We start from the raw sequence: 13,334 nt of genomic DNA on the forward strand, positions 1-13,334 counted from the left end.
TCGATCTAAGTGATCCCGATTGCGGAAGTTCAGCAATGCGAACATATTTGGGCGATGTTGCCATCTACAACTTCGCTGCTTTCGCCGATCCCCGCCGGCTGGCAGGTCCTCCATCATGCCATTCTCTCCGATGGCACGCTCGCGCTTGTTACGACTGATGTTGACTTCGCGAGCGAATGGGAACTCATTTTAGCTAGTGATACGCCGGTCGATCCACCTAGCCGCATCGAGCAACTTTACAAAATAGGGCGCGCCCGCCTCCTGACCCGGGCAGCAGGTGGTTGGCAAGATGGCCCCGTGTTTCCTCTCGAAACGGCCCATCCGCTTATCGACCGTTTTTCCGATGGCCGTTGGCTTGTGGTCGCGTCACGCACCCGCAGCGAGCCGAACGCTCGTGTCTTGGCACCAGACGGTGCGCTGCAAGCGCGGTTTATGCTGGGCGACGCGATTGAGCACGTCGTGATCGATAGTTTAGATCGCATATGGGTTGGCTGGTTCGATGAAGGCATGGGCGGCGGGGAATGGACAGTGCCGGGTATGGAGTGGCCGCCTTCCTGCAATGGGGTTGCCTGCTTCGCACCCGACGGCGCTGTGATTGAGATGCCATCATGGCCCGAAGAAGCTGGTTTGATCGCCGACTGCTACGCGCTCACTGTGGTTGGCTCGGGTGTATGGGCATCGCCATATACCGACTTCCCTATCGTCCGCTTCGTTCCCGGCCAACCGGCGCGGTGGTGGCGAAGCGAGCTTACTGGGCCGAAGGCAATCGCCGTTGACGGCATGCACGCGCTTGTCGCGGGGGGCTACGGTGATGATGCTGCGCGGTTAACGCTAGTTCGATTGCAGGAGCCCGGAGATGGGCAAGATGCAGGAATGGTAATAACTTGGCGCATGCCACTCCGTGCGGCGCTTCCCGTTCAAAATGAGTGGGCTCCGGTGTGGGAGCCGCCAGCGTTGTTGGCCGGTCGCGGGGACACCTTACACCTCATCGACGACGGCAAATGGCATCAATGGCGAGTGGCAGATGCTGTCACCGCCTTCGGCGACGCGATGGAGTAGCAGCTTCGGTCTCCTTCTTTCCCCGAAAGCTGCCGGACCGGTTTCCACCAGGTTGCGGCGTTCAGACGTTAGGGTCGCGACCACCGTCCCCGGAAGCCGACCGCCCGCTTTCAGGGACGGAAACGGATGGTCTGAAAACGCTCAATTGCAGACCTTCTTTGTGGAGCGCATAAGCCTATTTGGTTGGGGAGGTCGATGGCACCATGCGGTGGAAAAGCATCATCTATTTGGGGGCCTGTGTACTCGGAGCGATCCTAACGATTCACAACATGAGGCATCTTAGCGATACCTCCCTAGACTGGCTGCTTCGATATTCCAGCCTTGGATGGGGTCTGCTCACGCTGGTCAATTTTGTAAACCTGATCGGCTCGCTCCGTAATGGTGCTAGGAAGGTTCCCGAAGGTTAAGTGGTCGAATCGTGCCGTCGGTTGATGGCAGCTTCCCACCACTTTCAGACATGATCAGACGGGCGCTTTCAGGTCGGTTCCGCAGCATGGGCAGAAACGAGGCGGAAGCGAACGCACAAATGGTTTTCCAAAGGAAGCAATCCGCCAGTGACATGTCGGACAACGGGTCAGAAATTGCGCGTAGCCAAACGACCCGATTAGGAGCGGAAGGGCGACCCAAAACAGTATCGTAGCCGCCAACTCGTTGAAGCTGGCTATGAGCACGGTGAGTGCCACGAGAGGCCAACACCCAAACGTCGCGAGATAGAAACGAGACAATGGGCTCATACGAACTGGGTAGCGCCAACGAGTCCGTCGCGCAAACGGGCGAAGACGCGAACGGCAGCTAACAACCAGATACCAGGGTTCCGTCGTCGGAGGATTAAATGAATATCGCGGTTGGCGACGGATTGGTGCTTACGGTGCTTAGTGGCATGGCACTCGCGGCCGGGTTCGCAGGAAGCGCCATGCCGAGCGCCTTTCGAAGCGTAGATGATGCAGGCCGAGAGACGGCCCCTACGCGATTCTGGGTTATTGCAGGGCTTTACGTAGCGCTTGCTTGCTTCGGCATCGCACTCGCGGTCGGTAACTGGAATGCTTGATGTTCAAAGTCGTTTCCGTCCTCCCGCAAACCAAAAGCCGCCATTCCGCAATCCACCAAAATACGCCGTGCGCTCGTTTGAGCTTCATGCCTTCATGCCGACGTTGGTCGAGCCATCATACTGCGCTAATCTTATGTGGAGGAGAGCAACGTGGCCGAGCGCGAACCAAACCTGATCACGTCCAGTTTGTCGCGGGAAGTGAGTCGCGATGGCGTGACCGTACGAGTTGAGATTTATAGGCTTGAGGATAGCCCTGGCTGGTCCCTTGAGGTTGTGAACGACAAGGGCACATCAATGGTCTGGGACGAACAGTTCGAAACCGACGATGGAGCCGATGCAGCATTCCTTGAGACCGTGGCGGCGGACGGCATGATTGTTTTCCTGGACAGCGCAACGGTCATACCATCTCGCCGTTAAACACCCGCTCTTTGTCTTCTGGTATGGTTTGGCGCATCAAAATAGCGAACGCCTCGTACCTATTATGCACGGAGTGATTTAGGGAAATTCTTGCTACATGTCATCCCGGAAGGAAAACCAAATTGACTGACGAAACTACGAACACCGTTGAACTTGCTACGGAATTAACGATGGCTTGGCTATCAAACCCGAATACGCGCACGTCGGCGGAGGATGTTCCGGCATTTTTGAAATCGATGCACGACGCAGTGATCGGTCTCTCAAAAGCATCGGTCGAAGCGCCTGCTGAGGAGGCTGCTCCTGAATTTACTGGCGCGGTCACTGCGCGAAAATCGCTGGCAAATCCCGATGTCATTATCTCGATGATCGACGGCAAGCCTTACAAGACGCTGACGCGACATCTCTCGACCAACGGTCTGACGCCTGCGGAATATCGTGCCCGCTACGGATTGAAGCCCGATTACCCCATGACTGCGCCGTCCTACTCGGCAATGCGCCGAGACATGGCGAAGAAGATCGGTCTCGGTCGGAAGCCGGGTGAGAAAGCGCCTGCTAAGGTCGAGGGCTCCGCACCGGGGCGGAAGCGTGGTCGGCCTGCAAAGGTGGTCGATCCTTCTTGAAGCGACAGGCGGCGGGCGTGCTGGGCATGTTCGCCGCCGATCGATCCGTCGCTCGACTTGTATGATCATAATCTATCGTCCGGAAGCGGACAGGTCGCAAACGAGCGCGTTCGAACCTCCCGTCCGTCGGCCTGCCGCGAATCGGCTTGCGCACATGTTTCGCATTTGTTCTAATATTCGTATGGCCCGCTTCGATCATCAACCCGAACCGGTCGTCACGCCCGACGACCTTGCTGCAACCGTTCTGACGCTTCCCGGCTGGGTTCGTGTCGGCCTGTCAGCACCTGATGAGCGAATGCGATTAAGTGCGGCAGAATTCATCGCGCAGTCGATGTTCGACAAGATTTCAGGCGAACGCGCGCAGGCGGATCCTGACCAACTCAACCTTTCGCTGTGAGGTGGGAGCCAATATCAGGTTTCACTCGCTTGGTGATGTCGTCTCTCGAAAGGCCAACATCCATGCCCGATGCCATTTCAGATGCGACAATGAATCCATCATTGCCGGAGAACCGCTCTACCGCTGGTTCATCGTCCACCGCTGGGACTGCAACCTTGGAATGGTCAGAGGCCATCTCAGATGCAGCAGGTGCTTCGCCCGGCCCGAGCGATGCAGCGTCACGTTCCATACACCATACGGACCTTCCAGCCAGCGATGGCCGAAGTCGGAAGAAGCTTGGATTGCGCTTGTAAGACGGCTCCGCGGTTAAGCGAGAAAGGCAGCCATAGGGCGGAAGGCGGTCAGTCCTAGATCGACCAAGAGCCGACGTTCGCAAGGCTTAGAAAGCTCCCCGAAACTGGTAGTTGGTTCACTTACTTTGGGATAGCTGCCATTGGATCATTTGCAGACTTAACCGATGCTCGAACGTAACGCGATCATGAGGACGATATCGGATGTGCCAAGCCGACGCACGATGATGACGAAAGACAGCCTTGAACCTGTTACTGCCGATATTACCCTTCGCCCGATCCGGCTCGGCTTTCTTGTCGACCCCCGCGATATTGGGTCGATCAGGCGCGTGATGCGCATAGCGACGACGATGTGGGGCGGTATTATGTGCCCGATCATCCCGGTCATGAAACGGCTTCCAACTTCGTGGTCGGGCAATCAAATTTCTGGGCAGCCCACGCAGTTTAGCAGGGGTTACATCCGGTTCTTCGAGCCGGATTTGCTGGTTCAGACCAAATCGGGACAGCTCGATGCGATTGGTGTCAGTGAGGAGCCGAGCTGGTCGGCCCGCCAGCGCTTCTACAATTTCGATGATCTCATTCGTGAGGATCATGGGATGGCGGCAGACCTCAATGTCGGAACCAACATATCGCACATCTACAGCCAGCTCTTCATCGACGAGTTCCAGTTTCAGAAGCGGGTTGATCCGCAAATCCTTCACTTCTCGAAGGGCTCGGCAAACGACACCGCGTTTTTTGAAGCGGCGTTCGGTTATTTTCCGGCCGAAAAGCGGCTTTCTTATATCGAGGAAAATTACCGGCAAGTATTCGTCGCGAAATTAAAGCCGCCGTCGCTTGATACGTGGCTGGAGCTTGCCAAGGGGCTCGCGGGCTATCCGTTATTTTACACGATGCGCGGTGCCAAAATTCGTCACTCAGACCGCTCTGATCCATCAATTTTTATCTTTGATCCTGCCAGTGGCACCGATCTAATCGATTTTTGGAATTTCCGTCTGTTCACGCGCGATGTGATCCCGGTGAACGTGCATTGGCTTGAGCAGTCCCGCGATTTCATCCTGGGCGACATCCGGGATAATCATCGCCTGCTGCCGACTAATCCGAACGGAGTAATGATACACACAGCCATTCATATTGCACGGTCCCTAAACATGGAAGCGGTGCTTAAGCGCCTCGATTTAGCCGCGGCGGGGCTACCTGAACATAGCGTTACCGTTCAGGGATGGTATGAGGCTATCTGGCGGGAGCCTGGGGCGGATGAGCGGATATTGCGTCCAGGCGCCAGCACGATGTCAGCTAAATCGCGCCAAGTACAGCTGACACCTAGGGGCAAAGATTCGATCACGTTGCAGTTCCCAGTGCAGGCACCGGATTTCGAGGCGAATGCGAGAGGCGACGGCGCGAGTTTCGTTAACGTTGTTAAGGTTCGGCAATATCATTCGGACAAGCCGATTGCCGACGCTTTGCCAGCTGCCACATTCGATTGCCGGGACAGCTATCCTGTGCGCGGAGGTGGAGATCAGTTCGTTTCTCGAGAAGGCTATGTCACCTTCCATCGGTATGCTCACGATGATTCCTACCTCCATCTTGCCACTCCCAAGCAGGCAATCCAATCTTGGCTGAAGGCACGCGACATCGCCGCGGTCCCGTCTGATGCCGGACGTGTCGCCGAGCAGGTCATCGCTTCGGTCGGCGGACTGAATGGGTCGCTCGTATTTGGCGAAAAGACAATAATTGAGCTGCTCAACAGCATGGCGCGTAGCCGCACGGAGTGGAATGATGGCTCTGCTGATGAGTACTCCGATAAGACCGCCACGTTGCAGGATTGGGCCAAGGTGCTCGGAACCGTCCACAAGAAAATGTACGGACAGTGGAAAACACTCGAGCGTCTTGTAGAAGATGGCCTGCTCCAGCTCGGGCTGGCGCCCCGCTGCCCGCACTGCACACAGGAAAACTGGTACAGCCTGGACGATGTTGGAACGCAGCTTTCATGCTCTCGCTGCATCAAACTCTTTCCCTTTCCACAGGGCAATCCGGATCGGAAACTATTCAAATACCGGGTCGTCGGTCCGTTTGCGACGCCTGGCTACGCTAGGGGCGGGTACGCGGTGGCACTGACCCTGCGGTTCATTGAACACGAGCTGCGAGGCATGAACGCGTTCACCTACGCAACAGGGCTCGAGTTGACCCATGCCGGGGGCAAAAGCGAGACCGACTTTTTCGGCTGGTATGGAAAGGACCGGATTGAAAGGGCAGCCCGCGATCCCATTACCATCGTCGGCGAATGCAAAAGCTTCGCGAGTGAATCGTTCAAACTCAAGGATATGGCACGCCTGCGCGAACTGGCGACCTTGCTACCCGGCTCATATTTGGTAGCGGCGTGCCTTAAGGACGAGCTATCGCCAGCGGAGCTTAAGGGGCTGCGGGCCGTAGCGAAATGGGGATGGATGCAAGTTCAACCCAGTCCACTGATTGTGCTTACCGGGATTGACCTCTTTGGCGACGGACCGTTGTCACATGTTTGGGAAAAGGCGGGTGGCGCACGCGCAGCCTACTTGAAAGCCAATCGCTATATTCTTGATCTCACCACCTTGGCGGATGCTACCCAGCAGGCGGTTTTGGGAATGAGTTCGGAGGAGGTGGCAGCGGTGCGCTACAAGCGATCGCGTGCACTGGCAGTTAAACGCGCACGCGTACAAAGGGAAATCTAGATTATCGTGGTCATTTGGGGGATAGCCGGAACTGGCTGGTAAGACCCGATGTAGGTCGCAAAGCCGCCATATTGCATTTTAATGATCGGCCGCGAATGGCTTTCCGCGTCTGCAAGCAGACGGGCCGCTCTCCGCCAGCTTAGATCATTGTCGACCGGCGAGGCTGCTCTTCGATTATTATCTCGCTTGTTGCCCATTGCAGAGGTTGCGCTGATCGTGGAGTTCCCTTTGGCGGAGCCTGCGAATGAAACTGTCCGATCTTCCGAACGAGAATGATGCATCAGCAATTTTTGCTTTTGCGATGACGTTCAACGGGTACCGGTATTTCGGGTCGTTCGACGCTTCGGCTGATGCGGCGCAATCAGGGGACAGGTCGACACTGGCGTTCGTCCGGAACGAGCTATTTTTCGCTGCTCGGGCGTCAGGGCACCGTGGGGACGATGAGTTTGTCGGCACATACCGCAATCTTCTGCCGCTGCTGCGCCGATTTGCCGCGGTGGGGTAAATTTCCTATCTGGTCGATTGCGATCACTTTCGCGAATGCCGGTCCCACAGTGAGATGAGACCGCCATTTGCACAGTGAGGACGCGATCTGGCTTGGGCCGTCGTTGGGCAGTCGGCGACTTAAGCGAAATCATCGATCCCGATATCTTCATTCATTTCAAAGCGGCAACGCGATCTGGATCTCGTCGGCCCTGTCTGTGGGTGATCAAGCCTGTGCGCAATCGTCGAAGCCAGATCTAACGCGGCGCGCCACCGCATGTATCTCTGCGGCATCGTTATCCCGACACGAGCGAAGCCGCTGGCAGATAGGATCGCTTCGGCGATTACGTTAGGGGCGTGCGTCGTCTCCGCCGCGGAACATTTAAAGAACAATATCGCAAGGAGCGTTTTGCGGCTAGCAGGTCTTTGGCATCCTGATAAACAGGGCGTCTCTCGGAGCGGAGGCTCATCAATATGAAAATGCTTTGTAAATGCGGGCAAGGTTCCACCTGGAGAGTACAGGGGCCGGTAAGCCAGCATCGCTATCGGGTTGAATGCTCGTTTTGCCACAAATTCGCAAAGTGGGGGACCGAAGGGGAGTTGCAGGCGCAAACGGCGGCAGGCTCGCCAGTCGTGGTCGAGCCCTATGTAGAGCCGAAAGCTGGTCCGACACTCGACGCCTTTTTCGTTGACGACTGAAGCGAGGCAGCGCTTTCCCAAAAAAGGTCAATTGATCGAGGTGATACGACTATGATCGTTTCAATTAACTTAAGAAGCTAGCAGGGGCCGGGGGCGTACGCCTTTGCTGTCGGATTTGCGCGCACCATCGAACTCGCCAAAACAAGCATATTCTGCAGCACCTTGAGTGATTGGTAAGCCGACTACGTTGGCGTCATGTACCTTCAGTTATGACGAAGACGTAACATAATAGCGGTCGGTCTTTCAGCTTGCTCCGTCAGCGTCTTCACCAAGTGGTTTCAAATAGGAAGCTTAGATGTATCTTAAGACGCTAACGATCAAAAACTTTAGGGCTTTGACAGACATCTCCCTCGAGTTTTCCAGCGGCATAAACGTTATTGTCGGTCCGAACGCGATTGGAAAAACCACAATCTTAGGGGCGATTCGCCTAGCGAAATCTCTTTTGTCGCAGAGAGTGGCGAGCGAAGCTCAGCAAACGTTGATATCATTGGGAGGCGTCTCACCTCACAATCCTACTCAGTTGATCGTTGAGAATCTTGCCCAAGATAAAGAAAAAATGCTCGAAATCAAATGTGGCTACAAAATAACAGTCGATGAATTTGATATAATCAAAGCTGGCTCCGAGGTCATGGCAACCAACTTGATTCGGTCACGTTTCGGAAATAATAATATTGCTGAGTTTGTCGCATTCTTATCATCTGAGGCTGGTCAAGCTAGCTTAGCTGTTGCGGTAGATGAGGTGGCTTCCGGCATAAAGAGAGTGTAGCAGGCGAATCTAATTTGCCGACTTGACCTGGAGATCAATTTCTCCTCCGGCGGGATATCTTCTCCTGATCCGATCGGAGCAAGTTTTATCGGATTTCTTGACCAATCGCAGCCGTTCGATCGAACCAAGTTTAGCTATTTTCCCGCCGACCGCGCTCTGCCGCGAGGTGAGGTTGGTATGCAAATCGGTCAGCAAGATTCTTCGCAGCAAATTGAATCTCATAACTCACAACCGCACTTAAAATATAGTAGACTTAAGAATACCATATTTTCAACAATCATATCCGGAGATGACGGAAGGCGTCTTATAGAATGGACGTTCGAGGAGATTTTCAGTGGAGTACTGAAGGGCAGAAAGCTGGCGGGAATTGGCATAAATGAATACGGGCTAATGAGTGTTCGTATTCAAGATCAGGTAACAGGTAGAATATTCGATATAGATAACCTTAGTAGTGGGGAAAAAGGTCTCGTATTGACCTTTCTGATGATATCTAGAACATTATCTGATAATTCAATTGTTTTGCTGGATGAGCCTGAGCTTCATCTAAATCCGGCTGTTTGCAAAAACATGTTATCATTTATGGTCGATACCTATGTTAATCCGTCGAATATTCAGATGATTATATGCTCGCATTCTCCAGAGATATTAGCCGGGGCTTTCGAGCGTGATGAATGTACTTTATTCCACCTTATATCCGATTCCATGATTACAAAAGTTCGTAGATCTGACCATGAGGAAATAGCGGAAGCTTTAAGGAAAGTCGGTACCTCAGAAAGCGAGGCGCTGCTTTATAAGGGTACGGTTTTTGTCGAGGGGCCTCACGATGTGGAGCTGTTAGAAGCCGGTTTTCCGGGGCTGCTGAGGCAATATCGGGTCAAGGATTTAGGTGGGCGTAACGAGATAGAAAAGCAAATTAGATTACTATTAGACGCTGAAAAAGAAGGGAACTTAACAACCAACCTATTCTTTATTTTTGACAAAGATTGCAAGCAAACTTCGTGGTCTAGCACTGATCACGTTGGTGTGTTGCAGTGGACGAAATATTGCTTCGAAAATTATTTGATCGATTTAGATGCTTTGACTGACATTTTAAAAGATCCTTCGGTTACATCGAGGCCTGTATCGAACCAGGGCGCGCTTTTATCGATCATAAAACCGCTGGCGATGGCCCATCTAAATGAACAGATAGTGCGGGACGTGTTTGAAGATTTACGCCCCTCGTCCATCCATGCGCCCGACTCGTCCGTCGCTAATCTGCCCTTTGAGGAGGCTGCGTCCAGCAGCTTCGACAAAATTGAGTCTGTCAAAACTGAGCTTTCCGTTACTGATCGTTCTATGTGGACGCGTGATTTTGTAAAGCGTTGCCAAGCCGAAATGTCTGCCCGCTCCGCACTTTGGGATACTGAATGGAAAAATCTGTGTGACGGTAAACGACTTTATCGTGAGATTCAGATAGAATTTGGAATAAAAACATCACCGCTCAATTTAAAGAGGAAGGTTTTAACCTCTATGGCATCAGATAAGTCTGGTGAGCATTGGCAGTTGATTGAAACGCAGCTTAAAACCCTTTTGCGGGTGTGATATCCGAATTCACTGCATTCGATATCAATTTGGCGGCGTCGAGTTGCCCTGGCAGCTAATCTGACCGACCCCGTCCAAAGCAAACCAAGGTTTGCCTTTGACGGAGCCAGCGAATGACACGGTATGTTGCCTATTATCGAGTGTCGACCGCCGCACAGGGACGATCCGGGTTAGGCCTTGCTGCACAAAAGTCGCTGGTCGATGGATTCATCGGTGACAATGATCAGGTTCTAGGGGACTATATAGAGGTACAGTCCGGGAAGTCGGACACACGGGATGTGTTGTGGCAGGCGATTGCTGCCGCCAAACGTCTCGGGGCGAAAGTGCTGATCGCAAAGCTCGATCGGTTTTCCCGCAAGGTCAGCTTCATCGCCGGTATTATGGAGCAGGGTGTCGGGCTGGTTGTTGCCGACATGCCGCACGCCTCGGATTTCCAGCTGCATATTTTCGCCGCTCTGGCGCAGGAAGAGCGCCGGATGATCTCCGAGCGCACTCGCCTTGCTCTTGCCGAAGCCAAGAAACGCGGCGTCCGCCTCGGTGCCAACGCATCGGCCCTCGCGATCAAGCATCGCCAGCAAGCTATCGACCATGCGCATTCGCTTGCGTCCGTTGTCCAGCCGCTGGTGGACGAGGGACATTCATATTCGGCGATTGCTCGCCACCTCAACACGCTCGGTATCCCCACGACCAAGGGAGGCCGATTTTATGCCGAGACGGTCAAGAATGTCGTCCGGCGCTTACCACACGGAGAAACTCACTCATGCTTACAGAAAGGATCGGAAATGTTACGCTGACCCAAACGGTCGGTTCACCCTTTTATTATGCCCGCTATCGTCACGAAGGACGGCAAGTCACTCGTTCGCTCAAAACTGACGACATCGGGAAGGCTCGCATCGATGCACAGGCCATCTCGGACAGGCTAACGCCCGCCGCAAAGGCCGCACGAGGCGACAACTCGTTCCGTCGGTTCGCTCACGAAGTGATCGCTGCCGACGAACGCCGAGTTGCTCGCGGAGAGAAAAACCCTCGGCTAGCGATTGATCAGCTTCGCATCCTCCGGTGCCATTGCGACGAGCCGCTCGGCGCCCTCGATGTTCGTCGAATCAAAACCGTCGTCCTGGATGAATTCGTCGAGGAACTGCGTGACAAGGAGCTGTCGCCTGCGACAATCAAGATGATATTCGTCCTGGTCAGCAAGACGATGCAGGCAGCCGCCCGAGCGGGGGCTATCGATCACGTACCACTGATGCCGAAGGTCAGCCTGAAGCAGAAGGTGAGGGGGTGGTTTTCCCCTAAGGAATATCAAGCGCTGTTGAAGGAATGCAAAAAGCACGAGGATGCCGGCACGAAGGTCTACGGATATCAGATTACCGACGAGCTACGACGGTTCTGCACGTTCTCGGTGAACACATTCCTGCGCCCGTCCGATGCGAAGCAGCTCCGCCATCGACATATCGAAATCGTTCGAACGAAGGAAACTCACTATCTCCGCATTACGACGGATTTCAGCAAGACCGTGAACACGCCGGTTGTCTCGATGCCCAATGCCGTGCCGATTTATGCAACGCTGCTCAAGGCCGGAAAGGCCGCAGGGTTCGGAAATCCTGACGATTTCGTTTTTATGCCAAAATACAAAAATCGAACGTTCGTCATCCGGAACCTCGGTCGTCAGCTCCGCACTGTCCTGCGGTCTGCGGGTCTTTATGAGTCAACGTCGGGGGAAACCCGAACGCTCTATTCCCTGCGTCACTCGGCCATCATGTTCCGTCTGATCAAGGGGAAGGATATGTGCCTGCTGACTCTTGCCCGGAACGCCCGTACCAGCGTCGAGATGATCGACCGTTTTTACGCCAAGCATCTGACCGCCGAGATGAACGTCGATGTCCTGCAGAGTATGCGATAACTGCGTCCAATCTCCGCTGCGCTATCCTTCGAGAAGGGATGATGAGCTGACCTTCAGGGCTTCGGCCAGGCGTCCTAACGCCCTGACTGTCGGGTTTCTGGTGCCTCGCTCTAGGTCGCTGAGATAACTCCGCTTCATTCCCGCCCGAAAAGCTAGCTCTTCCTGAGAGAGTCCCTGCTCGATCCGAAGGCGGCGGACGTTTTCACCAAGGAGCCGTACCAAATCCATACGGCGACATGGCGGCAACGGTCGGTAAACGTCTGTCCACCAACCGTGTCAAATACCAGTTGCATCTTCGCTTTTGCCCCCTGATCGTGTCGGCAGCTTAGGAGGCATAAAAAATGAAAAATGATAAATTTCAGATCGTCCGATCGAGACGATACGGGCGCCTATCTCTCCGGCTCCACGGGGTGCAATCGTGAGAGTTATCGTCGATCTCTATCGCTAACTCCTGCTCGGTGCCTTGGGGTTGCTGATTATCGCACTGGTATTTTTAGGCCTGGAAGCTGACAAATCGGGGATTTCCCAGTCGCCGTATTTCGTTTTGATTGTCGTGGGCGGCGTCGGGGTGGTGGTTGGCGCAATTATTAGCATGGGCTTGGTCGCCACCCTGATCTCAATCCATGATCGTCACGTCGAGCTGGTCGAGGAAATTCGCTTGTGGCGCAAAAGCACAAGTGAATTCGAGGTGAGCCAATGAAGCACTTTTCCAACGTTCAGAAAGCACTTGGCTTCGTGGCAGCGTGTGTCGTCGCCGGTATTGGGTTACACGACCTTGCTGGACGTGCGGAGGACGGAACTGCACCGGCAATATCGAACGCTGGTACCGCCTTAAATTACACGGATGCTGCGTCCGTAGAAGCATCGGCTGATGCTATCGCCGACGATCTCGATAATAAGGCGAATGCGATGGATGCAGCTGACAGATCGGCCCCGGCGGGCTCATCGGCTTCAGACGGTGATGCTCGTTCACGTGGCGAAGATGCCGGGCGCTGGGATAATTCTGTTTTCGGTGACGGAAATAATGGGGCTTTGTCCTGCGCTTTTGACGGTTCGAAGCCGTTTCGTGTCGATTGGGAAGCCAATGACGGTAGTGGTAACGTTTCGATAGATGGTATCAAAACGAACGGAAGAGTCACCGGTGATTGGGAGCCTGCGGCAAACAAAGTCCGCTTCGATATCGAAGTCGCCGAATCAAAAGTCGATATCGGTCACAAATTGTATATTTCGGATAACGGTGAACTGTCAGACGATAATTCGCAAAAGGGATCCTGTAACGTCCTACAGTGACGAAGTGAGATACTGAGCCTATCAGTAAATTGTTTGTTGAAAGCAGGATCGGGAGGGGCAAGCCCCTCCCGAT

General features: G+C 54.1%; 15 protein-coding genes. 12 read left to right on the forward strand and 3 right to left on the reverse strand.

Features of this window, described 5'->3' with window-relative positions:
* The first annotated feature begins 9 nt into the window (after positions 1 to 9).
* The 4 genes from ACP7C5_RS08865 to ACP7C5_RS08880 all read left to right on the forward strand — a co-directional run bounded on the left by ACP7C5_RS08865 (position 10) and on the right by ACP7C5_RS08880 (position 3,541).
* Positions 10 to 1,059 carry a hypothetical protein gene (locus tag ACP7C5_RS08865; protein WP_426263963.1) on the forward strand — a complete coding sequence of 350 codons (1,050 nt, stop codon included), beginning with the start codon at positions 10 to 12 and terminating at the stop codon, positions 1,057 to 1,059.
* Positions 1,060 to 2,257: 1,198 nt separating this feature from the next.
* Positions 2,258 to 2,524 carry a hypothetical protein gene (locus tag ACP7C5_RS08870; RefSeq protein ID WP_426263964.1) on the forward strand — a complete coding sequence of 89 codons (267 nt, stop codon included), beginning with the start codon at positions 2,258 to 2,260 and terminating at the stop codon, positions 2,522 to 2,524.
* A gap of 122 nt (positions 2,525 to 2,646) precedes the next feature.
* Complete coding sequence (locus tag ACP7C5_RS08875; RefSeq protein WP_426263965.1) at positions 2,647 to 3,144, forward strand: MucR family transcriptional regulator; 498 nt, start codon at positions 2,647 to 2,649, stop codon at positions 3,142 to 3,144.
* A gap of 154 nt (positions 3,145 to 3,298) precedes the next feature.
* Positions 3,299 to 3,541 carry a DUF6771 family protein gene (locus ACP7C5_RS08880; protein WP_426263966.1) on the forward strand — a complete coding sequence of 81 codons (243 nt, stop codon included), beginning with the start codon at positions 3,299 to 3,301 and terminating at the stop codon, positions 3,539 to 3,541.
* Here ACP7C5_RS08880 and ACP7C5_RS08885 read toward each other — a convergent pair.
* Entirely contained in the window at positions 3,525 to 3,770 is a 246-nt protein-coding gene (locus ACP7C5_RS08885) for a hypothetical protein (protein WP_426263967.1), read from the reverse strand. The two genes, ACP7C5_RS08880 and ACP7C5_RS08885, sit on opposite strands and share 17 nt — an antisense overlap.
* 285 nt (positions 3,771 to 4,055) lie before the next feature.
* Here ACP7C5_RS08885 and ACP7C5_RS08890 point away from each other — a divergent pair, with 285 nt between their 5' ends.
* Both ACP7C5_RS08890 and ACP7C5_RS08895 read left to right on the forward strand, forming a co-directional pair.
* Entirely contained in the window at positions 4,056 to 6,539 is a 2,484-nt protein-coding gene (locus ACP7C5_RS08890; protein ID WP_426263968.1) for a hypothetical protein, read from the forward strand.
* 244 nt (positions 6,540 to 6,783) lie between these two features.
* Positions 6,784 to 7,044, forward strand: a complete 261-nt coding sequence (locus ACP7C5_RS08895; RefSeq protein WP_426263969.1) for a hypothetical protein — start codon at positions 6,784 to 6,786, stop codon at positions 7,042 to 7,044.
* A gap of 119 nt (positions 7,045 to 7,163) precedes the next feature.
* Here ACP7C5_RS08895 and ACP7C5_RS08900 read toward each other — a convergent pair whose 3' ends face one another.
* Positions 7,164 to 7,562 (reverse strand): DUF6771 family protein, encoded by a 399-nt coding sequence (locus tag ACP7C5_RS08900; protein ID WP_426264269.1) that lies wholly within the window; start codon positions 7,560 to 7,562, stop codon positions 7,164 to 7,166.
* 454 nt (positions 7,563 to 8,016) lie between these two features.
* Here ACP7C5_RS08900 and ACP7C5_RS08905 point away from each other — a divergent pair, with 454 nt between their 5' ends.
* The 4 genes from ACP7C5_RS08905 to ACP7C5_RS08920 all read left to right on the forward strand — a co-directional run bounded on the left by ACP7C5_RS08905 (position 8,017) and on the right by ACP7C5_RS08920 (position 11,971).
* Positions 8,017 to 8,487: an AAA family ATPase gene (locus ACP7C5_RS08905; RefSeq protein ID WP_426263970.1), complete on the forward strand. Its 471-nt coding sequence runs from the start codon at positions 8,017 to 8,019 to the stop codon at positions 8,485 to 8,487.
* Positions 8,488 to 8,664: 177 nt separating this feature from the next.
* Positions 8,665 to 10,068: an ATP-dependent nuclease gene (locus ACP7C5_RS08910; protein WP_426263971.1), complete on the forward strand. Its 1,404-nt coding sequence runs from the start codon at positions 8,665 to 8,667 to the stop codon at positions 10,066 to 10,068.
* A 113-nt stretch (positions 10,069 to 10,181) separates the two neighbouring features.
* On the forward strand, positions 10,182 to 10,862 hold the full coding sequence (locus ACP7C5_RS08915) for a recombinase family protein (protein WP_426263972.1): 681 nt from the start codon (positions 10,182 to 10,184) through the stop codon (positions 10,860 to 10,862).
* Entirely contained in the window at positions 10,829 to 11,971 is a 1,143-nt protein-coding gene (locus ACP7C5_RS08920; protein WP_426263973.1) for a hypothetical protein, read from the forward strand. Before ACP7C5_RS08915 ends, ACP7C5_RS08920 begins: the two co-directional genes overlap by 34 nt.
* Before the next feature lie 21 nt (positions 11,972 to 11,992).
* Here ACP7C5_RS08920 and ACP7C5_RS08925 read toward each other — a convergent pair whose 3' ends face one another.
* Positions 11,993 to 12,199 (reverse strand): helix-turn-helix domain-containing protein, encoded by a 207-nt coding sequence (locus ACP7C5_RS08925; protein ID WP_426263974.1) that lies wholly within the window; start codon positions 12,197 to 12,199, stop codon positions 11,993 to 11,995.
* 241 nt (positions 12,200 to 12,440) lie between these two features.
* Between ACP7C5_RS08925 and ACP7C5_RS08930 the strand changes: the two genes are divergently transcribed.
* Both ACP7C5_RS08930 and ACP7C5_RS08935 read left to right on the forward strand, forming a co-directional pair.
* Positions 12,441 to 12,671, forward strand: a complete 231-nt coding sequence (locus ACP7C5_RS08930) for a hypothetical protein (RefSeq protein ID WP_426263975.1) — start codon at positions 12,441 to 12,443, stop codon at positions 12,669 to 12,671.
* Positions 12,668 to 13,261, forward strand: a complete 594-nt coding sequence (locus tag ACP7C5_RS08935) for a hypothetical protein (protein WP_426263976.1) — start codon at positions 12,668 to 12,670, stop codon at positions 13,259 to 13,261. The genes ACP7C5_RS08930 and ACP7C5_RS08935 overlap by 4 nt, the downstream gene beginning before the upstream one ends.
* Positions 13,262 to 13,334: the final 73 nt, after the last annotated feature.

The sequence above is a fragment of the Sphingomonas sp. PWP1-2 genome (assembly GCF_049898305.1).
Taxonomy (GTDB): domain Bacteria; phylum Pseudomonadota; class Alphaproteobacteria; order Sphingomonadales; family Sphingomonadaceae; genus Sphingomonas; species Sphingomonas glacialis.